At 70.6% G+C, this 19,212-nt stretch carries 15 protein-coding genes and 1 pseudogene; 4 read left to right on the top strand and 12 right to left on the bottom strand.

Annotated features, from left to right (window positions below; genetic code table 11):
* Window positions 1-16: 16 nt before the first annotated feature.
* Both AW270_RS29425 and AW270_RS29420 read right to left on the bottom strand, forming a co-directional pair.
* Window positions 17-397: a CU044_2847 family protein gene (locus AW270_RS29425; RefSeq protein ID WP_063819386.1), complete on the bottom strand. Its 381-nt coding sequence runs from the start codon at window positions 395-397 to the stop codon at window positions 17-19.
* Window positions 394-4,575 carry an AAA family ATPase gene (locus tag AW270_RS29420; protein ID WP_157522801.1) on the bottom strand — a complete coding sequence of 1,394 codons (4,182 nt, stop codon included), beginning with the start codon at window positions 4,573-4,575 and terminating at the stop codon, window positions 394-396. Before AW270_RS29420 ends, AW270_RS29425 begins: the two co-directional genes overlap by 4 nt.
* Window positions 4,576-4,795: 220 nt before the next feature.
* Here AW270_RS29420 and AW270_RS42300 point away from each other — a divergent pair.
* A pseudogene (locus tag AW270_RS42300) lies at window positions 4,796-5,240 on the top strand (transposase family protein); the annotation flags it as partial.
* Between the two features lie 29 nt (window positions 5,241-5,269).
* Here AW270_RS42300 and AW270_RS29415 read toward each other — a convergent pair.
* Window positions 5,270-6,262: a stage II sporulation protein M gene (locus AW270_RS29415; RefSeq protein ID WP_061299373.1), complete on the bottom strand. Its 993-nt coding sequence runs from the start codon at window positions 6,260-6,262 to the stop codon at window positions 5,270-5,272.
* Window positions 6,263-6,288: 26 nt separating this feature from the next.
* Between AW270_RS29415 and AW270_RS29410 the strand changes: the two genes are divergently transcribed.
* The gene (locus tag AW270_RS29410; protein WP_061299372.1) at window positions 6,289-7,065 is read left to right on the top strand and encodes an RDD family protein; all 777 of its coding nucleotides are present in this window, start codon (window positions 6,289-6,291) and stop codon (window positions 7,063-7,065) included.
* Between the two features lie 193 nt (window positions 7,066-7,258).
* Here AW270_RS29410 and AW270_RS29405 read toward each other — a convergent pair whose 3' ends face one another.
* Together AW270_RS29405 and ahcY are read right to left on the bottom strand one after the other, a co-directional pair.
* Window positions 7,259-8,491, bottom strand: a complete 1,233-nt coding sequence (locus AW270_RS29405; protein ID WP_061299371.1) for an adenosylhomocysteinase — start codon at window positions 8,489-8,491, stop codon at window positions 7,259-7,261.
* A 2-nt stretch (window positions 8,492-8,493) separates the two neighbouring features.
* On the bottom strand, window positions 8,494-9,924 hold the full coding sequence (gene ahcY / locus AW270_RS29400) for an adenosylhomocysteinase (protein WP_061299370.1): 1,431 nt from the start codon (window positions 9,922-9,924) through the stop codon (window positions 8,494-8,496).
* A gap of 94 nt (window positions 9,925-10,018) precedes the next feature.
* Between ahcY and AW270_RS29395 the strand changes: the two genes are divergently transcribed.
* Window positions 10,019-10,351: a MerR family transcriptional regulator gene (locus tag AW270_RS29395; protein WP_061299369.1), complete on the top strand. Its 333-nt coding sequence runs from the start codon at window positions 10,019-10,021 to the stop codon at window positions 10,349-10,351.
* On the opposite strand, the gene AW270_RS29390 is transcribed toward AW270_RS29395, so the two are convergent.
* From AW270_RS29390 to AW270_RS29375, 5 genes are read right to left on the bottom strand one after another with little or no spacing between them, the layout of a single operon-like run.
* Window positions 10,328-11,257 carry a cation diffusion facilitator family transporter gene (locus AW270_RS29390; RefSeq protein ID WP_061299368.1) on the bottom strand — a complete coding sequence of 310 codons (930 nt, stop codon included), beginning with the start codon at window positions 11,255-11,257 and terminating at the stop codon, window positions 10,328-10,330. The two genes, AW270_RS29395 and AW270_RS29390, sit on opposite strands and share 24 nt — an antisense overlap.
* Window positions 11,258-11,290: 33 nt before the next feature.
* On the bottom strand, window positions 11,291-12,400 hold the full coding sequence (locus AW270_RS29385) for an SIS domain-containing protein (protein WP_061299367.1): 1,110 nt from the start codon (window positions 12,398-12,400) through the stop codon (window positions 11,291-11,293).
* On the bottom strand, window positions 12,397-12,564 hold the full coding sequence (locus AW270_RS38105) for a Trm112 family protein (RefSeq protein ID WP_082801920.1): 168 nt from the start codon (window positions 12,562-12,564) through the stop codon (window positions 12,397-12,399). The genes AW270_RS29385 and AW270_RS38105 overlap by 4 nt, the downstream gene beginning before the upstream one ends.
* A complete protein-coding gene (locus AW270_RS29380) occupies window positions 12,561-13,913 on the bottom strand; it encodes a phosphomannomutase/phosphoglucomutase (RefSeq protein ID WP_061299366.1) in 1,353 nt (450 codons plus the stop codon). The genes AW270_RS38105 and AW270_RS29380 overlap by 4 nt, the downstream gene beginning before the upstream one ends.
* Before the next feature lie 56 nt (window positions 13,914-13,969).
* Window positions 13,970-14,326, bottom strand: a complete 357-nt coding sequence (locus tag AW270_RS29375) for a DUF3499 domain-containing protein (RefSeq protein ID WP_030451265.1) — start codon at window positions 14,324-14,326, stop codon at window positions 13,970-13,972.
* Window positions 14,327-14,500: 174 nt separating this feature from the next.
* Here AW270_RS29375 and AW270_RS29370 point away from each other — a divergent pair, with 174 nt between their 5' ends.
* Window positions 14,501-14,926 carry a metallopeptidase family protein gene (locus AW270_RS29370; RefSeq protein WP_061299365.1) on the top strand — a complete coding sequence of 142 codons (426 nt, stop codon included), beginning with the start codon at window positions 14,501-14,503 and terminating at the stop codon, window positions 14,924-14,926.
* Here the strand turns inward: AW270_RS29370 and AW270_RS29365 are convergent.
* Complete coding sequence (locus tag AW270_RS29365; protein WP_061299364.1) at window positions 14,914-16,332, bottom strand: DUF5719 family protein; 1,419 nt, start codon at window positions 16,330-16,332, stop codon at window positions 14,914-14,916. The two genes, AW270_RS29370 and AW270_RS29365, sit on opposite strands and share 13 nt — an antisense overlap.
* Window positions 16,329-19,115, bottom strand: a complete 2,787-nt coding sequence (locus AW270_RS29360; RefSeq protein WP_157522799.1) for a glycosyltransferase family 2 protein — start codon at window positions 19,113-19,115, stop codon at window positions 16,329-16,331. The genes AW270_RS29365 and AW270_RS29360 overlap by 4 nt, the downstream gene beginning before the upstream one ends.
* Window positions 19,116-19,212 lie beyond the last annotated feature (97 nt).

The following is a 19,212-nucleotide window of genomic DNA, read 5'->3' as shown; positions in this document are numbered from 1 at the left end:
GCTGGGAATCAATCATCTAGGCCGGGTCGTCGCCCTCGTCGTCTTCGTTGGCTGAGGCGTCGTCACCCTCCTCGCCGGGCGGGCCAGCCGTGCCCGCGCCGTCGGGCCGTGCCTTCCAGACCATCGTGATCTCGAAGTTCCCCTCCGTCGCGGCCTTGGCGACCAGCCAGTTCGTCGTGCCACTGACCTTGATGCCGAACTTCAGCGAGATCTCGTCCGGCCGCGCTTCCTTGGCCTTGTCGAGGACCGCGCGCGCGGCCCGGATCGCCGGTTCCACGGCTTGGCGGATGGGACCGGCGATCTCCCCCGCCCCCGCGGCGTGATAGCCGGGGATCGGGGCGACCTCGAACCCGACCGTCGTGTTCTCGTCGATCTCGTACCTGACGACATGGGTCATGATCCGCCCTCCCAGTTAGTGCCCCCGGCCAGTCCGGGATTGAGTCGGATCACGAGCACGCCCGTGTCCAGCCCCACGGCCAGCGCCCCGTCGATCCACGCGCAACTGGTCGCGGGGTCGTGCACGGGAATCGTCATCTCACACGTACCGGTCACGGCGTTCCAGATCCGGGCCGTACGGTCGCGGCTCGCGGTGGCCAGCAGGACCCGGCCACCGAAGTCGAAGGCGCAGACCCCGACCACGTCGTCGGAGTGCCCGGTCAGCGCGCCCCGTGGGCGCCCGGTCCGCAGATCGACGATGGCGACATCCGGTCTGGTGCTGGCGACGGCGAGGTACGGGTCCTCGTCCAGGGTGAACGCACACATGTCGACGGCGTTGCCGACCTTGTCGATGGGGATCTCCCGGTATCGGCTCGTCCGCAGGTCCCAGAGCAGGATCGTGCCCTCGTCGGCTGTGGTGGCGAGCCAGGCCCCGTCCACGTGACGGACCTCGCAGATGGCCCGGATCCCGTGAAGGTACGCGTCCAGGACAGGCCTTCTGAACACGAATCGGGCCATGGCGGAGAAGAAGGCGTTCGGCCGACGATAGAGCTTACGGTGGACCCGCCCGGTCGAGGGGTCCCAGATCCGGATCGCCCGGTCGTCACCACCGGAGGCAAGCATGACCTTGCCATCGATGTCGACGGTGCAGAGCGTCGAGACGGTCCCCGTGTGCCCGATGAAACCCGTGTGGAGGTATCCCGTCTTCGGGTCCCAAAGCCTGATCAGCCCGTCGTCCCCGGTCGTCGCGACGCGGATCTCGCCGCGCACGGTCACGCTGCAGACCGCGTTCACCCGGCCGAGATGGCCTTTCATCGTCTGGAAGTGACCTCCGGTGACGCTCTCCCAGGCGCGTACTGTCCCATCGTCGCTGGTCGTCAGGATGTAGGTGCGCTTGCGGAAGTCGAGCCCGCGCACCGCGTTCACGCGGCCCTGGTGCCGCACGACTCCCTTCGGAGACCGGCCCACGGCCGGGTCCCAGATCCTGATCGTCTGGTCGGCGCTGGTGGTGGCGAGCAGCAGCCGGTTCCCGAGGGAGAACGCGCAGGCGCCGGTGACCTCGCCGGTGTGTCCCGTCAATGTTCGCTGGGTTTCCCTGGTGAGCGGATTCCACACGCGTAGGGTCTGGTCCTCTCCTGCGCTGATCAGCAGGAACCGATCTCCCGAGAAGAACACGGAGACGTGAGTGACACCGCTGCGGTGTCCCTTGAGGACATATTTCGCCCTGTTCGACGTGGAATCGCTGATGCGAATCCCGCCAACGTCGGCCACGGCGACGGTGAGACGACCTTTGAGGTTGAAGGCGCAGAGGGCGGCGGGGCGGAACGCATGGTCGGCCAGCAGGCGGACACGCCGTCCCGTGACCGTGTCCCAGATCCGGACTGTGCCGTCACGGCCGGTGGTCGCCAGCATCACCCGCCGGTTCTCCTCGAACGCGCAGACGGCGGTGACAGGTCCCTTGTGACCGTGCAGGACGTACATGGCCTCGCCTGTATCGGGATCCCACCCCCGGATGGTCCCGTCATCGCTCGTCGTGGCCAGCAGATCGGTCTTCACGACTCGCAGATCGCTGGCCGTGGCCAGATAGCTGGACGAAGCGCGCGGGTGCGCGCAGATGCCACTCACCCTCTCGGTGTGTCCCATCAGGGTGTGCAGAGCCTGACCCGTGGCCGGGTCCCACACGCGCACGGTGCGATCCTCACCGGTCGTGGCCAGTCTGACGTGATCGCCTCGGCCGAACGCGCAGATGCCGTTCACTCTCGCTGTGTGGCCGGTAAGGACGTTCTCCTCCTGCCCGGTGGCCGGGTCCCAGATCCTGACCGTCTGGTCGGCGCTGGTGGTGGCAAGCAGGACTCGACCGTTCAGGACGAAGGAACAGACACCGGTGACCCTGCCGGTGTGGCCGTACAAGATCGCCTGGTCGGCGCGCGGCGTCGCGGAGGCCCAGACGGCCCGATAGGGCACCGAGTCCGACGGGCTGGGCACCTCCAAATCGAGGTCGGCCATCGCCGAGGTCACCGTGAACAGCGCGGCGCGCACGGCGGGCGGCGCGTCGAAGGCCAGCGGAGTGAGCTGGATGAGCCGTCGCCTCGTGTGCACGTCCGCGGACGCGGCACTGACCGCGTGTGAGCTGAACCGCAGCAGGTCTGCGTACAAGGGATACTTCTCATCGGCCACCAATTCCTCGAGAACGCCGCCGCGGGCCGCGTGACCCGCGAGTGATCGCAGCAGGTAAGGCGGGGCCTTCTCCCAAGACACCCGATGGGCCCGGGCGAGGAAGGCGCGGGCGAGCATGCGCTCGTCCTCGGCGCGGGTGGAGACGCGGGCACGGACGGCGAGCAGGGCGTCGTTGAGGGCCTGGTGAAACAGCCGGTAGACCCCGCCCTGGTCTCCTGTCGTCGACTCCACCAGGAAGTTGGCGGCGGACGATCGGGCGAACCGCGCCAGTTGCCCGGCGGTGGTGGTCACGCCGTCAAGGGTCTGGATCGCGAGGATCCACAGGTCGAGATCGAAGCCGGGTGAGTCGGCGAAGGCCAGCGCCGCCAGGACCGTGGAGGCCGGGATTCTGCCCACGTCCGGAAGTCGCCTGATGTAGGTTCGCAGCGCCTCCTCGACCGTCGCCGTGAACGACAGCGATGCCGGGTCGATCGCCTGGAGGTCGTGCATCCCGTGGGTGCGGGCCACCAGCCCGGCGATCAGGAAGTTCCGGTCGGAGCGTGCGGCGATCCCTTCCGCGACCGGACGCGCCACCTCATCCTCCGCGTAGGGGTTACCGGCCCGCTCGTCACCGATGAGCTGCAGGGTGGCCATGGCGTACTCGGTCAGGTCCTCGCGGGCGAAGTAGAGCGGCTCGTCCAGGTCCACGACGGACGACGCGCCGCCGAACACGCTGAGGAGGTTGCCGCCGTCGTCTCTGCGACGGGTGGCGATGATCACCTGCGCACCGAGTTCGGCGCACGTCTCCACGATCGGGAGCACTACATGGGTGATGATCGTCCGGGTCTCGGTCGGGGACGTGGCCTCGTCGAGAGCGTCGATGACGACGTTGAACCGCCGGCTGCGTTCCGGCAGGACCGCGAGCAGCGCCGTCTCCAGGTCCTCGACGCTTTCCGGCAGGGCCGCCGAGGCCGCCCGCGCTATCTCTCGGGCCACGTCGAGCGCGGTCTTGCCCTTGGCGTGGATCGCGCAGGCGATGGAGGCGATCGGCGCCCGTACGCTCTGGTCGTCGGCGGGCAGTTCTGCCCGGACCGCCGCGTCGGCCGTCGTGACGATCCGGCCGAGCACAGCCGACTTGCCGACGCCCGGTGAACCGGTGACGACGAGCGCACGGCGGTCGGGCTGGACGCGGGTCAGCCAGTCGACGATCCGGCCCAGCGCGGCAGTCCGGCCCCGGAACCGGTATCCGCGCTCGCTGTCCACGGTGACGCCACGGGCCCGCGGCCGCCAGTGACGGGTTCCCTCAGGGTCGGTGTCGAGGCTCCAGCCCCACGAGGCGAGAGCCTCCGGATCGGCCTGCTCCGCCGACCACTTCTCGATCAGGGACCGCAGCTTCTCCTCGGGAAACCAGAGGTCGGCCTCGTAGAGAGTGACAGCCCGGCCTCCGCCCTCGTGGTGCGCCTGCCCGACGATCGCGACCACGGCGGCGTAGTCGGGTGACCAGAGTCCGCTCCCGCTGTAGCCGCGCGCCAACGGATAGGGAGACGTGGTGGTCAGCCGGATCCAGCCGTATCCGAGCGAGGCGTCCACCTCGCCGCTCGTAACGTCGCCGAGGGGGTCGGACAGCGGGAAACCGAAGGCCCACCACTGCCTGCCGACCAGGTCGGCGGGGCGCGGTAATCGAAGCTGGGCGGGCTGCACGCCTGGAGGGACGTCCTCGTCCATGACCAGAAACGCGAGGTCGGCGGTCCGGTGATCGGCGGGTAACTTTATTCGGGCGCGGCGGCGCTGATATTGGCCGGTGTCCGCCTTGGGAAAGGCCAGCCACAATTCCTCGACCACCTTGTGGTGGTGGACCACGACGTGACCCGCGGTCAGGGCGCGGCGATTGTCGATGACGACGGCGGATCCCACGGGTTCGCGGTCGTGTTCCGTCAGGTGAACCGCGGCGATCCACGAGTCCACCAAGGGGCCAGAGGTCATGTCAGCGGATCAGTGGCCTGCGAATACATCGACGCTCCCGCCCTTGCCCGGCCCCGAGCCCCAATTAATCACATGACGCCACAAGATACCCCATTTGAGCAATGGTGAATTCTTTCGGCCCCGCGATAAATATGTGGGTTTCACGCCGAATCCAGGGCGGGCAAACAGCCGCAGGTTCGTGAAGCCGATTCCCGGGTGACGGCAGCGCCGTGGCCGGCTGGCCGAATTCGGCTACTGCTCCTCCCATAGCCGCTTCTTCTGGGGCCTGCGCCTCCACCACCTCTGCACCCCCGGTGGAGCGCCCGTCGCCTTCCCCCTCACCAGTGCCAAAGCCGCCGAGCGCGAATCGGTGGCCCGCCATCCCGGCCGGACCATCCTGGCCGACATGCAGTACTCGGCCGCGACTTCGAGACCGCCCTGGCAAGCCAGGGACTGACCCTGCTGCGCAAGCCCGCGGAAGCGCCCTGATCAAGCCCTTACGCCAGACCATCGAATCGATACACCACATCAAAGCTCAGCTGGACCTGGAACGCCACGGCGGGCGGACAATCCCCGACGTCGTCATCCGCGTGATCGTCCGCGTCCTCGCCATCACCGCCGGGATCTGGCACAAGGTTCATTCCGGCCAGCCGGTGAAACGACCCCCGACCGCTTACGACCACTGACCTCACGCCAAGGGCTTGGAATCCATCATCTAAGCCGTGGGCACGAAATCAGGGGCGTCGGCGATGTCGCCCGTCTCGCCGGCTCTGGCGGCCCGGCGGCCGTAGTGGACGACGTACAGCAGGAAGAGGATCTCGGCGGTGGCGCCGATGGCGATGCGGGCCCAGGTCGGCAGCGGCGAAGGCGTGACGAGGGCCTCGATGAGGCCCGAGATCAGCAGTACGACGGCGAGCCCGAGCACCACCGCGACCACCGCGCGCCCCTGTTCGGCGAGCACCTGCGCGCGCGGGCGCGGGCCCGGCGCGATCAGCGACCAGCCGACCCGCATGCCCGCCCCGGCGGCCAGGAACACCGCCGTGAGCTCCAGCAGGCCGTGGGGGGTGATCAGGCCGAAGAACACCTCGCCCCGGCCCGAGTCGATCATGATCCCGCCGAGCAGCCCGACGTTGGCGGCGTTCTGGAAGAGGATGTACGGGATCAGCACGCCTCCGATCACCGACGAGGCGACGCACTGGGCCGCCACCCACGCGTTGTTCACCCACACGTGCGTGGCGAACGACCCGGCCGGGTTCTCGCTGTAGTAGTCGGCGAAGTCGTGCTCAACGAGCTGCCTGATCTCCTCGGGCGTGCCCATCGCGGCCCGCACGTCGGGGTTGGCGCCCACCCAGATCCCGACCGCCACCGCGACGACCGCCGAGGCCACGGCCGCGCCCAGCCACCAGCGCCACGACCGGTAGCAGACCACCGGGAACGAGACCGTCCAGAACCGGAGGAACTCCCGCCAGGCGGGCGCGTGGGCGCCGGTGACGGCGGTCCGCGACCGGGCGACCAGGGCGGACAGCCGGCCGGTCAGCACGCCGTCGCGGGAGGCCGAGCGGACGATCGATAGGTGGGTGGACACCCGCTGGTAGAGCTCGACCAGTTCGTCGACCTCGGGGCCGGTCAGCCTCCGCCGCCGCTTCACCAGGTCGTCGAGCCGGTCCCAGGTCGGCTGGTGGGCGGCTCTGAAGGCGTCGATGTCCACGATCGCGAGCCTAGTAGGGTCGGGACATGTCCGAAGTGCCGCGCCCTGACGTCGTGACCGGTGACGCCGTGGCGCTCGACGTGCCGCTGGCGCAGCTGCCGATCCGGGTGGTCGCGTTCCTGCTCGACCTGGTCGTGCAGATCGTGCTGCTGGTGGGGGCGCTGCTGCTGATCGCGTTCGCGACCGGTGACATCGACGAGTCGCTGGCCACCGCGCTGGTCATCGTCTCGGTCGTCGCGATCGTGGTCGGATATCCGGTGACGTTCGAGACCCTGTCGCGCGGGCGCAGCCTCGGCAAGATGGCCCTCGGCCTGCGGGTGGTCGCCGACGACGGCGGCCCCGAGCGGTTCCGGCAGGCGTTCTTCCGCGGCCTGACGGCGGTCGTCGAGATCTTCATGCTGAGCGGCGCGCCGGCGGTGATCTGCTCGCTGGTCAACCAGAAGGGCAAGCGCCTGGGCGACCTGTTCGGCGGGACCGTCGTCATCTCCGAACGCGCGCCGAAGGACTCCGGGCCGCCGCCCGAGATGCCGCCGCAGCTCGCCGCCTGGGCGGCCACGCTGGAGCTGACCGGCCTCACCGACGACCTGGCCAACGTGGCGCGGCAGTACCTGACCCGGCTGCCGCAGCTGTCGCCGGTCGCCGCCGAGCAGATGGGTTACCGGATCGCCTCTCAGGTCTCGGCGCGGGTGCAACCGCCGCCGCCACCAGGGGTTCCGCCCTACGCCTACCTGGCCGCCGTGCTCGCCGAACGCCGCCGCCGCGACATCGCGAGGTTTAGCGGTGGACGCCAGGGGCAGTTGTGACGAACGCAGGCATGGGGCACGCCTGCAGTGGGGTTGGGCGGGTACGTCCGGAGCGCAGAGGGAGAGGCGAACCGGTCGTACCCGCCCGTCATCTCGGCTCAGGTGACTGGCCTTGAACGAGCCGAGTGCTATGACCGTAGTACGACAACCCCGGGGTAGCCATGGGGTAATACATCCGTTTGTACGGAAATTGTCACGATCCTGTGCGCCAAGAGTGAAGATATGCCTCTTGGTCGGAAGTAAGCCCATCTATGGCGATCCCCGCTGCCGCCAGCTTCAGCCCCGCCACCCGCGCGTCGATCCCGTCGGGCACGTCGTAGACGCCCGGCTTGAGTGAGGCGTGCTCGGCCGCCAGCCACGCCACCGCGAGCGCCTGGGCCGAGAACGACATGTCCATCACCGCCGCCGGATGGCCCTCGGCCGCCGCCAGGTTCACCAGCCGCCCCTCGGCCAGCAGCAGCAGCCGCCGGCCGTTCACCACGAACTCGTCGGTGTTGGGCCGCACCTGGTAGTGGACCTCCTCGGCCATCGACTCCAGGGCGCGCACGTCGATCTCGACGTCGAAATGGCCCGCGTTGGCCAGGATCGCGCCGTCCTTCATGACCGCCAGGTGTTCGGCCCTGATCACATCGCGGTTGCCGGTGACCGTCACGAACACGTCGCCGATCTCGGCCGCCTCGGCCATCGTGGCCACGCCGTAGCCGTGGAGCGAGGCGTCGAGCGCCTTCACCGGGTCGATCTCGGTCACCACGACCCGCGCGCCCAGGCCCTTGGCCCGCTCGGCCACGCCCCGGCCGCAGTAGCCGAACCCGGCCACCACGACGGTCCGGCCGGCCAGCAGCGCGTTGGTGGCGCGCATGATGCCGTCCATCGTCGACTGGCCGGTGCCGTAGCGGTTGTCGAACATCCGCTTCGTCCGGGTGTCGTTGACGGCCACCATCGGGAACTTCAGCGCCCCCTCGGCGGCCATCTGGCGCAGCCGGATGATCCCGGTCGTGGTCTCCTCGCAGCCGCCCTTGACGACCATGTCGGAGCGTTCGGTGTGCAGGATGTTGACCAGGTCGCAGCCGTCGTCGAGGACGATGTCGGGCCCGATGTCCAGGGCCCGGTGGATGTGCCGGTAGTAGGTGTCGCGGTCGACCCCCGCCCTGGCGTGCACGGCGATGCCGTAGTCGGCCAGGGCGGCGGCGACGTCGTCCTGCGTCGAGAGCGGGTTGGAGGCGGCCAGCGCGATCTCCGCGCCGCCCGCCTTCAGCGCCCCCATGAGCACCGCCGTCTCGGCCGTGACGTGGAGGCAGGCGGCGACCTTCAGCCCGTCGAGCGGACGGTCGCCGCCGAACCCCGCGCCGATCGCGGTGAGCACCGGCATGGCGCGCGAGGCCCACCCGATGCGGCGCTCACCGGCCTCGGCCAGAACGGCATCCATGATCAGTAGCGGTAGTGGTCGGGCTTGTAGGGGCCCTCGACGTCGACGCCGATGTACTCGGCCTGCTTCTTCGACAGCGTGGTCAGCTTCACGCCGAGCGCGTCGAGGTGGAGGCGGGCGACCTTCTCGTCGAGGTGCTTGGGCAGCACGTACACGCCGATCGGGTAGGCGTCGGTCTTGGTGAACAGCTCGATCTGCGCGATCACCTGGTTGGTGAAGGAGTTCGACATGACGAACGAGGGGTGGCCGGTGGCGCAGCCCAGGTTCATCAGACGGCCCTCGGCCAGCACGATGATCTGCTTGCCGTCGGGGAAGCGCCAGGTGTGGACCTGGGGCTTGACCTCTTCCTTCTCGATGCCCGGGATGCGGGCCAGGCCGGCCATGTCGATCTCGTTGTCGAAGTGGCCGATGTTGGACACGATCGCGTTGTGCTTCATCTGCGCCATGTGGTCGGCGGTGATGATGCTGAAGTTGCCGGTCGTGGTGACGAAGATGTCGGCGATGCCGACGACGTCCTCCAGGGTGGTGACCTGGAAGCCGTCCATCGCGGCCTGGAGGGCGCAGATGGGGTCGATCTCGGTCACGATGACGCGGGCGCCCTGGCCGCGCAGCGCGTCGGCGCAGCCCTTGCCGACGTCGCCGTAGCCGGCGACCACGGCCACCTTGCCGCCGATCAGCACGTCGGTGGCGCGGTTGAGGCCGTCGATCACCGAGTGGCGGCAGCCGTACTTGTTGTCGAACTTCGACTTGGTGACCGAGTCGTTCACGTTGATGGCCGGGAAGAGCAGCTGGCCGTTGTTGAACATCTCGTAGAGGCGGTGGACACCGGTGGTGGTCTCCTCGGTGACGCCCTTGATCGCCTCGGCGGTCCTGGTCCAGCGCTGGTCGTCGCCCACCGTGCGGCGGAGCAGGTCGAGGATGATGCCCCACTCCTCGGGGTCGTCCTCGGAGGCGGTCGGCACGACGCCGCCGGCCTTCTCGAACTCGGCGCCCTTGTGGACGAGCAGGGTGGCGTCGCCGCCGTCGTCGAGGATCATGTTCGGGCCCGAGCCGTCAGGCCACTGGAGCGCCTGGTCGGTGCACCACCAGTACTCCTCCAGCGTCTCGCCCTTCCAGGCGAAGACCGGCACGCCCTTGGGCTCCTCGACGGTCCCCTCGGGGCCGACGACGACCGCGGCGGCGGCGTGGTCCTGCGTGGAGAAGATGTTGCACGAGACCCAGCGCACGTCGGCGCCGAGGGCGACCAGCGTCTCGATCAGGACGGCGGTCTGGATGGTCATGTGCAGCGAGCCCATGATCTTCGCGCCCCGGAGCGGCTGGGAGGCGGCGAACTCCTTGCGCGTCGCCATCAGGCCGGGCATCTCGTGCTCGGCGAGCCGGATCTCCTTGCGACCGAAGTCAGCGAGCGACAGGTCGGCGACCTTGAAGTCCATCTTGGGGTGTCCCCTCTCGTAGCGTCTCTGCCACTGTAGGGCCGAACACCGCCTACGAGCGCCGATCCTGACACAAGAATGTAAGAATGGGCTCATGCGCATCACAGAGGCCGCCGCCAAGTTGGGCATGTCGCCACGAATGCTGCGATATCGGGAGGCTCTCGGGCTTCTCCCGCCGGTACGCGATCTCGGCTCCCACCGCCGGTTCGGCGAGGAGGAGCTCGCCGCCGTGACCAAGGCGATGGAGCTGGAGAAGCGGTTCGACGTCTCGCCCGGCGAACTCGCCTTCGCGCTGCGGGCGCTGTCGGAACCGGCCGTCGCCCAGGCCGTCAGAGACCTGGGCGTGCGGATCGGGCGCATCCAGGCGCCCCGCAGGGCGCTGGACTTCGAGAAGGAGAAGGCGCTACGGCTGCTTCGCGGGCGCTGAGGTCTGGATGTCCGGTTCGAGGTAGATGATCCGGGCGATCGGGACGGCCTCGCGGATGCGCTGCTCGGCCTCGTCGATGCCCCGGGCGACCTCGGCGGCGGTGTCGTCGTGCTCGACCGCGATCTTGGCGGCGACCAGGAGCTCCTCGGGGCCGACGTGGAGGGTGCGCATGTGGATGACCCCGGTCACCTCGGGCGCGCTCTCCAGGGCCTTCCGGATCTGCGCGTCGACCTCGGGGCCGGCGCTCTCACCGATGAGCAGCGACTTGGTCTCGATGGCCAGGATGATCGCGATGGCCCCCAGCAGGACACCGATCATGACGGTGCCGACGCCGTCCCAGATGCCGTTGCCGGTGACGACGGCCATGGTGACGCCGAACAGGGCGAAGATCAGGCCCAGCAGCGCGCCCAGGTCTTCGAGCACGATGACCGGCAGCTCGGGCGACTTCGACCGGCGGATGAACTGCCACCAGGTCAGGTTGCCCTTGTGCGGCAGCGACTCCTTGATCGCGGTCCGGAACGAGAAGGCCTCCGCGATGATCGCGAAGATCAGCACGCCGAACGCCCACTGTGGGGAGCTCAGGTCCTCGGGGTGCTGGAGCTTGTGGACGCCCTCGTAGATCGAGAACAGCGCGCCGATCGTGAACAGCACGACCGCCACCACGAACGAGTAGAAGTAGCGCTCACGGCCGTAGCCGAAAGGGTGCTGCTCGGTGCGTTCACGGGCCGCCCGCTTGCCGCCCAGCAGCAGCAGCGCCTGGTTCCCCGAGTCGGCCACGGAGTGGACCGACTCGGCGATCATGGACGACGATCCGGTGAACAGGAAGGCGACGAATTTCGCCACGGCGATCGACAGGTTGGCGACCAATGCCGCGACGATCGCCTTCGTTCCGCCACTGGCGCTCACGATGACACTCCCTCAGTTTTCGGCCAGAAGATCCTAACGGGCAATTCTGGCCTTCAACTCCCGGACCGCGCTCACCGGAGTGGGATCGATTCCATAACCAAGTGCCAGATAGACGCTGGCGAAGTCGGCCAGCCCGATCAGCGTCGCCAGCCGTTCAAGCGGATGACGCCCCTCGGCCATCAGTTCGGACACCCGCACGTCGCGGTTTTCGGCCAGCCGGACCGTGGTGCCGCGGGTGCTGGTCTCGCGCTCGTCCTCCTCGGTGTCGCGGAGCACGAACAGCCGCAGCTGACGGCCCTGCGTGTCGGCGAAGATGTCGCGCTCGGCGAGCGGGCCGTCGAACGCGGCCACCTGGTTGTGGGCCGCCTCGGGCAACTCGCCGAAGATCGCCGGGTATTTGGCGTTCTCGTAGAGCTGGTGGACCAGCCGGTGGGCGGCCACGATCGGCAGGGCGGAGGAGCCCCACACCATCGGCACCGACTCGGCCAGCTCCATGGCCAGCGTCTTGCCGGGGTTGATGAACGTCTCGCTCGACGGGCGGCACCGGTGGGCCAGGTCTTCGAGCAGGGCGGCGGCGGATTCGTACACCGGCTCGGCGACGTCGGCCAGGCCCAGCGACGACGCCGCCACGATGAGCGGGACCGTCAGCGCCCACAGCGCCGCGCGGGCGTGCCCCGACGCGGCCTCGACGGGGACGAACGGCGCCCCCCGCTGGGTGCAGAGCGACTGGAGGGGCGAGCCGGGACGGCCGACCCCGACCAGGCGGCAGCCGCGCCGGGACGCCTCCCAGGCCAGGCCGAGGGTTTCCTCGGTGGCCCCGGAGGCGGACACGGCGAACACCAGGTCGTTGGCGCCGATCCAGCCGGGCAGCCGGTGACCGCTCGCGGTCGTGACGGGGATCGGCGCGCCGTTGCCGCAGACGGCCGTGAGGATCTCCCCGGCGACGCCGCTGACGCCCATGCCGAGCGTCACGATCGCCCGCGGACGCCCGTCGGCGGCCACCGCCCCCACGCCCGCCTCGGCGGCCAGCCGGCGGCCGGTGCGGATCTGGGCGGCCGCCGAGGCGACCGCCGGAAGCATGCCCGAGGGATCGGCCGCGACCAGGTGGCCCTGGTCGTCGAGCAGCTCAGGCTCCCAGATCATGCCTTCCGTGCCTCGTCGACCAGCAGCACGGGAATGTCGTCGCGGACCGGGTAGACCAGGCCGCAGCTCTCGGAGGTGCAGGCCAGCTCGCCGGCCTCGGCCCGGAGCGGGGACTTGCACGCCGGGCAGGCCAGGATCTCCAGCAGCCAGTCGTCGATCTTCAAATCCCTCGAACCTCTCTCAGTACGTCGTCGCGCACACCAGCCATGGTCACCTCGTCGTCGCCCTCGGCGTTGAGCCGGAGCAGCGGTTCGGTGTTGGACGGGCGCAGGTTGAACCACCAGGTCGGACCGGTGACGGTCAGGCCGTCCAGCTCATCGAAGGTAACACCCTCGCGGGACCCGAAGACCGCGCGGACCTTGGCGGTCGCGGCGGCCTGGTCGGCCACGGTGCTGTTGATCTCGCCGGACGCGCTGTAGCGCGCGTAGGCCGACAGCACCTCGGAAAGCGGGCGCCGCTGCTCGCCGAGGGCGGCCAGCACGTGGAGGGCGGCCAGCATGCCCGAGTCGGCGTACCAGAAGTCGCGGAAGTAGTAGTGGGCCGAGTGTTCGCCGCCGAAGACGGCGCCCGCCTTGGCCATCTCGGCCTTGATGAACGAGTGGCCGACGCGGGTGCGGACCGGCACCCCGCCGTTCTCCTTGATGATCTCGGGGACGCCGCGCGAGGTGATCAGGTTGTGGATGATCGTGGCCCCGGGGTTCTTGGCCAGCTCGCGGGCGGCCACCAGCGCGGTGATCGTCGACGGCGAGACCGAGGCGCCCCTCTCGTCGATCACCCAGCAGCGGTCGGCGTCGCCGTCGAAGGCGATGCCGACGTCGGCGCCGTGGTCGACCACCGCTTTCTGCAGGTCCCTGAGGTTCTCGGGCTCGATCGGGTTGGCCTCGTGGTTGGGGAACGAGCCGTCGAGCTCGAAGTAGAGCGGCACGAGGTCGATCGGCAGCCCGGCGAACACCTCGGGCACGGTGTGGCCGCCCATGCCGTTGCCGGCGTCGACGACCACCTTCAGGGGCCGGATGGCCGACAGGTCGACGAGCAACCTCAGGTGGGCGGCGTAGCCGCTCAGGAGGTCCTGGTGGGTGACCGAACCGGTCGGGTCCTGGGTCGGCACGCCGAGCAGACCGGCCGCGCGGTCGCGGATCTCGGCCATGCCCGTCTCCGAGCCGATGGGGACCGCCCCGGCCCGGCACATCTTCATGCCGTTGTACTGCGCCGGGTTGTGGCTGGCGGTGAACATGACGCCCGGCAGGCCGAGGCTGCCGCTGGCGTAGTAGAGCAGGTCGGTGGAGCCCAGCCCGGCGTTGATCACATCGGCGCCCCGGGAGGTCGCGCCGCGTGCGAAGGCCGCCGCCAGCGGGCCGGAGGACTCCCGCATGTCATGGGCGATCACGATGCGATCGGCCCCGACCACCTCCGCGAAGGCCGCACCCACGGCCTCGGCGATCTCCTCGTCGAACTCGTCCGGCACGACACCGCGTACGTCATACGCCTTGAAGATCTTGGCGAGGTCGCCCAATTCCGCCCCTATATGTCGCAGATCCCTAGGATTCGCAGCCTAGTGGGCGCGCGCCTTCAGCGGTCGCGATTGGACTTGAGGACCCGGAGGTGGCCACGGCGGCCGACTTCCACCGCCTGGCCGGTCGGCTCACCCGGGGCGGGCGCCGGGCGGGCGGCCTCGCGGACGGCGTTGGCCAGGGCCTCGAGGTCGTCGCCGGAGGGCGCGCCGGGCTCGTAGGGCAGCCGGACGACCTCCCAGCCTCGGGGCGCGGTGAGCCGCTCGGCGTGCTCCGCGCACAGGTCATAGCAGTGCGGCTCGACGTACGTCGCCAGGGGGCCAAGAACGGCGGTCGAGTCGGCGTAAACGTACGTGAGTGTGAAGACGGCAGGCTGCCTGCAGGCGGTACGGGAACAGCTGCGGACGGGGCTCACGGAGGGACCGTATCCGGTTGGCCCGCACATTGCCACCACCCCGCCCCTCTTAACGAGCGTGTCGCCACAATCCGGACAGACCATGAAGCGAGACGCGGACGGCCGAAGGACGGCCGTGGCTCGCGCCCTGAATCTGCCTCAATCGAACACAGCGCGGACCTCTAAGCTGATCTGATGACTCCTCGACGGCGGGACCGCCACGGGCGGGGCATGCGGGGGCCGCTGGCGCCCTCCCACGTGCCGATCGCCAAGTCGCGTGGCGAGCGGTTCGACGACCTCGTGCTCGACGCCGTCGACCGGCTGCGCGTGCGCTGGTCCAAGGAGCTCGCGTCGGTCGACTTCGGCGTCGAGGAGGTGCCCCCGGTCGCCGAGCTCATCGACGGCCCGGCGCGGCTGACCTCCGACCCGATCCCGTTCGGCCGGGCCGAACCGGCGGTGCGCGGCGAGGCGGCCATGGTCGTGGTCTACCGCCGCCCGCTGGAGGCCCGCGCCCGCGACCGCGAGAGCCTGGCCGCGCTGGTCCACACCGTCGTCGTCGAGCAGGTCTCCACGCTGCTGGGGCTGACCCCCGAACAGGTCGACCCCGGCTACGACGAGTAGGGCGGCAGGATCACCGAGGGCGCCTCGGTGGCCTTGGGCACGAGCGTCCACGTGCGGGCCACGGCGAGCGGCTGCGCGGTGACGAGCTGGCCGCCGGACACGCGCTCCTCCATCACCCGGCCGCCGTAGACGGGCCCCGAGCCGGCCTTGGGCGTGACGACCACGCTGAAGCCCTTGGCCGAGCCCTTCAGGATGATCTCCTTGGTACGTTGCGCCGGGATCGCCACCTCGATCGGCTCCGGCGCGTCCCCCTCGCGCGGCAGCAGCGTCACGGTGACGTCGGCGGCCTTGTCGGGCGCGCTGAGGATCAGGCGCGAGGTGACGGCCTTGGTCGAGCGGGCGTCGGCGACGACGCTGCCCAGGTCGATCGAGGGCGCCCCGGCGGTGTAGGCGACGTCGGTCCTGCTCCCGGTACCGATGATCTTCAGGCCGCCGACCACGGGGACGTCCGAGGTCAGCACGATCGCGGCGGGCTGGCCGGTCACCCCGGTCGACAGGTCGAGGGTGGCGACCGAACCGGCGGGCACCTCGACGTCCTCGCGGTTCTCCAGGGCGTAGGAGCCGTCTTTCAGCACGGCCTTGATCTGGACGATGGCGTCCTGGTCGCCGGGGGCGGCGACGTAGAGCTCGCGGCGTCCGGCGCTGCCCGGCACGCCCGGCACCACGACGCGCCTGGCGGGTTCGGTGGTCTGCGGGAGCCAGTCGACGCCCTCGGGCGTGGCCGCCTCGACGGCGGCGGCGACCCGGCCTCGGCCGGTCGACACGTTCAGCGCCATGACCAGCGGCGACGGGGCGACGGTCTTGAGGTCGACGGTGCGGTGCTCGCCCGGCTTGAGGATCAGGCCGCTGGCCCGGTCGGCGATGACCTGGCCCTCGCCCGAGTAGACGACCAGCGCCACGTCGGCCGGGGCCGACTCGACGTTGGCCAGGTGGAGCTTGAGCTCCCCGGCCGCCGGGCCGGGTCCGACGAACCAGGCGGCGGCGCCCGGGTCGACGCAGCGCACCCCCGCAAGGCCCCGCGCCTCGCCCGACAGGGCGCGCCTGGTCTGGGCGGCCTCCAGGCCGGAGGCCATCGCGCCGGTGGCGTGGACCCTGATCGGGTCGGTGCCGGCAGGCATGGTCTTCTGCCAGAGCTTGCCGGGCTCGTCCATGGTGAACGGGTCGTCGCCGTCGTCGATGAAGGTCTGGCCGGCGCCGCCGACGTTCGGCGGGGTGACGGCGGTGACCATCGCGCCGCCGGGGTCGGGGCAGACCGTGGACACCGACGCGATCGGCGCCCTCACCGGTTCGGCCCTCACGGGGGCGACGGGGGCGGGGCGGCTGGCGAAGGCGACGCCGTAGACGGCGGCCAGCGCGATCAGCACCAGCGCCAGCATGCCGAACCGGTTCTCGATGAGCCGTCTCACACCGCCACCCGCTCTCGGCCGGCCGGGATCTCCTCGGGCGTCTCCGCTTCGGCCGGACGCGCTCCCGGCGCGGCCAGGATCAGCACGACCACGACGAGGGCGCCCTGACCGTACAGCCAATAGCGGTGCCACGCGCCGTCGGCGGGGACCGGCGCGGGGGTGACCCTGCCGGTCATCCGCCAGAGTCCGGCCCGGTCCGTGAGGGTGACCCGGGCGATGGCCGGGTCGGAGTCGAGGGCCCGTCTGATCGTCGGGTCGACGGGGCCGGGCACGCTGACGAACGCGACCCCCTGGGCGGCCAGCTTCGCCGCGTCGCTGCCGCCCCGCCCGGAGGCCAGCCCGGCCACCGCGTCGGTGAACTCGGAGCCGTAGGCGGCCCGTTCGGACTCCCCGATCACGGGGGTGCGCCCGTGCAGGACCGTGTAGGTGAGGCCCGTCTCGGCGGTACGGATGAGCAGCGTCCCCTCACCCGGTTTGGAGTTGGCCTCGGCGATCGCCGGGAGCGGCGACCGGACGTCGCGCCGGAGCGGGCCGCCCGCCTCGTTCATGATCCACAAGGTGGCGGCGGCGACCGGGGTGGCGAAGGCGACCAGCACGACCAGGAACGCCCCGGCCCGCCGGAACCCGCCGGCCTGGCGGAACTCGGCGATCCGGGGGGCGGCCAGCGCGGTCGAGACCAGCAGCCCGGTCGCCGCGAACGCCAGCGGCACCCCCGGCCAGGTCGACAGGCGGCTGACCACGGTCGCCGCCAGCACGCCGACGATCGCCACGCCCCACCCGACCGCCACGATGAACTGGTGGCGGCGGAGCAGGAGCGCTCCCAGCGCGACCACCAGCAGCCCGGCGGTGACCCAGATCGGCGGCGCGCCCGGCCCGCCGGGGTTGAGGGTGAGCAGCGCCTCCGGCGCGAGCGTCGGGGCCGACGTCATCGGCAGCCCGGCCTCCCGCAGGATGCGGACCGGGTCTTCGACGATCGTGGCCAGCCAGGGCCCGAGCAGCAGCAGCGGGGTGCCCAGCGCGATGAGGAGGTTCCCGCCGACCCCCCGGCGCACTCCCCCGAACGACACGGCGGCCAGCAGGCCGAGGACGGCGACGAACACGTACAGGATCGGCGCGAACGCGGTTCCCACCGCCAGCAGCAGGCCGAGCCCCCAGGCGGCGCGGCGGGCGGGCTTGCGGGTGTCGGCCAGCACCTTCGTCGCCAGCGAGGCGTAGACCGGGAGCAGGATGAACACCACCGCCGACCCGATCCGGCCGGACGCCACCACGCCGGTCGCCACCGGGAGCAGCGCGTAGGTGGCCGCCAGCCACACCCGCGCGGGCCGGTAGCCGACGAAGCTCCTCGTCGCCAGGTAGGCGCTCAGCCCCGACAGCGGCACGCAGCCCAGCAGCAGGATCGACACCGCCAGCCAGGTCTTGCCGAACGTGATCGTCGACAGCGCCGCCAGCACCGCGACGTAGGGCGGCGCCCACTCGCCGGTGTAGAACGCCCACAGGTCGGAGGCTCCCCCGGCGACCGGCACCAGCGCCCCGCCGCCCAGGAACCCACCGGGCGTCCCGCCGGCCAGCAGGTCGCGTTCGGCCGCGATGGCGACCGCCGTGAGCAGCACGAACAGCCGCACGCCCGGACTGGCGAAGGTCCGCCGCAGGAACCCGTCGTCGTCGTTGAGCAGCTCGTCGCCCTCTTCGGCCCCCGGCAGCTGGACGGCGTGGTGCCGCCCCGCCGAGTCCATCGGCCCGCCGCCGGAGAGCTGGTTCTGCACCATCTCCCAGGCGCGCCGGAACGCCAGGATCGGCGGGCTGAACATGGGCTTGACCAGCGCGTATCCGGCCCGGCTGCGTTTGCGCGCCTTCCTGGCCCGGTGGAGGCGCAGCGGGTGGACCAGCACCGAGCCGATCGCGGCGAGCTCGTCGACGGCGTGGGCGGGCTGCTTGGCCACCAGGAACAGCACGGTCCGGATCAGCGACCCGACCGTGTTGCGGGCCATCGACCAGAGCATGGTCCAGAACGGCAGGTTCGCCATCAGCACGAACAGCGAGTAGCGCCGGGCCAGCCGCCGGGGGTGGTCGTCGCTGGCCGCGATCCGGCGTCGCCGCTTGGACGACGCCTCGGCGTGCCAGGCCACCGCGCCGGTGACCGCGAGGACCCGGTGCCCGGCCGCCCGCGCCCGCCAGCAGAAGTCGAGGTCGTCGCGGAACAGGGGGAGCTTGGCGTCGAGGCCGCCGAGCTCGTCCCAGACGTCGCGGCGGATCAGCATCCCGGCCGTGGACACCGCCAGCACGTCGCGCACCCCTCGGGGTTCGGCGTCGTGCTGGCCCTGGTCGTATTCGCGGGCCTCCAGCCCGGTCTCCCTGCGTCCCGAGCGGGCGACGGTGACACCGACCTCCAGCAGCAGCTTCCGGTCGAGCCAGTCACGGAGTTTCGGACCGAGGATGCCGGTCTCGGGATATTCGTCGGCGGCGTGAAGCAGGAGCTCCAGCGCCCGGGGGTCGGGCGCGCAGTCGTCGTGGATCACCCACAGCCACTCGGTCTGGCCGGGCGCCTCCGGAAGCCGCCGGACGACCTCGTGGACCGCCTCGGCGAAGCCGCTGCTGCGCGGCATCTGGACCACGCTGTGCTTGCCGAACGCCTCGCCCAGCAGCGCGCCGCTGCCGTCGCGGCTGCCGTTGTCGACCCCTACGCCCCGGTCGATCGGCCGGGTCTGCGCCAGCACCGCCCGGAGAGTGTCCCGGAGCCAGCGGGAGCCATCATGGGCGACCACGATCGCGGTGACCGAGTGCACGGGGATCCTTGGGGGTATGTGCGGCTTTTGCGCGCCAACACTACGGCACGCCGCACCGGCCCCTGACCCAAATGACAAGCGGAGGCCACAACTGTGA

The sequence above is a fragment of the Herbidospora cretacea genome (genome assembly GCF_001570605.1).
GTDB classification, from domain to species: domain Bacteria; phylum Actinomycetota; class Actinomycetes; order Streptosporangiales; family Streptosporangiaceae; genus Herbidospora; species Herbidospora cretacea.
This window is presented reverse-complemented; position numbering and strand designations above follow the sequence as displayed.

Bases quoted from the DNA above. Each gene is read 5' to 3' on its own strand.
- AW270_RS29385 (WP_061299367.1), bottom strand. From the start codon at position 12,400: ATGATCTGGGAGCCTGAGCTGCTCGACGACCAGGGCCACCTGGTCGCG.
- AW270_RS29425 (WP_063819386.1), bottom strand. From the start codon at position 397: ATGACCCATGTCGTCAGGTACGAGATCGACGAGAACACGACGGTCGGG.
- AW270_RS29410 (WP_061299372.1), top strand. From the start codon at position 6,289: ATGTCCGAAGTGCCGCGCCCTGACGTCGTGACCGGTGACGCCGTGGCG.
- ahcY (WP_061299370.1), bottom strand. From the start codon at position 9,924: ATGGACTTCAAGGTCGCCGACCTGTCGCTCGCTGACTTCGGTCGCAAG.
- AW270_RS29370 (WP_061299365.1), top strand. From the start codon at position 14,501: ATGACTCCTCGACGGCGGGACCGCCACGGGCGGGGCATGCGGGGGCCG.
- AW270_RS29405 (WP_061299371.1), bottom strand. From the start codon at position 8,491: ATGGATGCCGTTCTGGCCGAGGCCGGTGAGCGCCGCATCGGGTGGGCC.
- AW270_RS29395 (WP_061299369.1), top strand. From the start codon at position 10,019: ATGCGCATCACAGAGGCCGCCGCCAAGTTGGGCATGTCGCCACGAATG.
- AW270_RS29420 (WP_157522801.1), bottom strand. From the start codon at position 4,575: ATGACCTCTGGCCCCTTGGTGGACTCGTGGATCGCCGCGGTTCACCTG.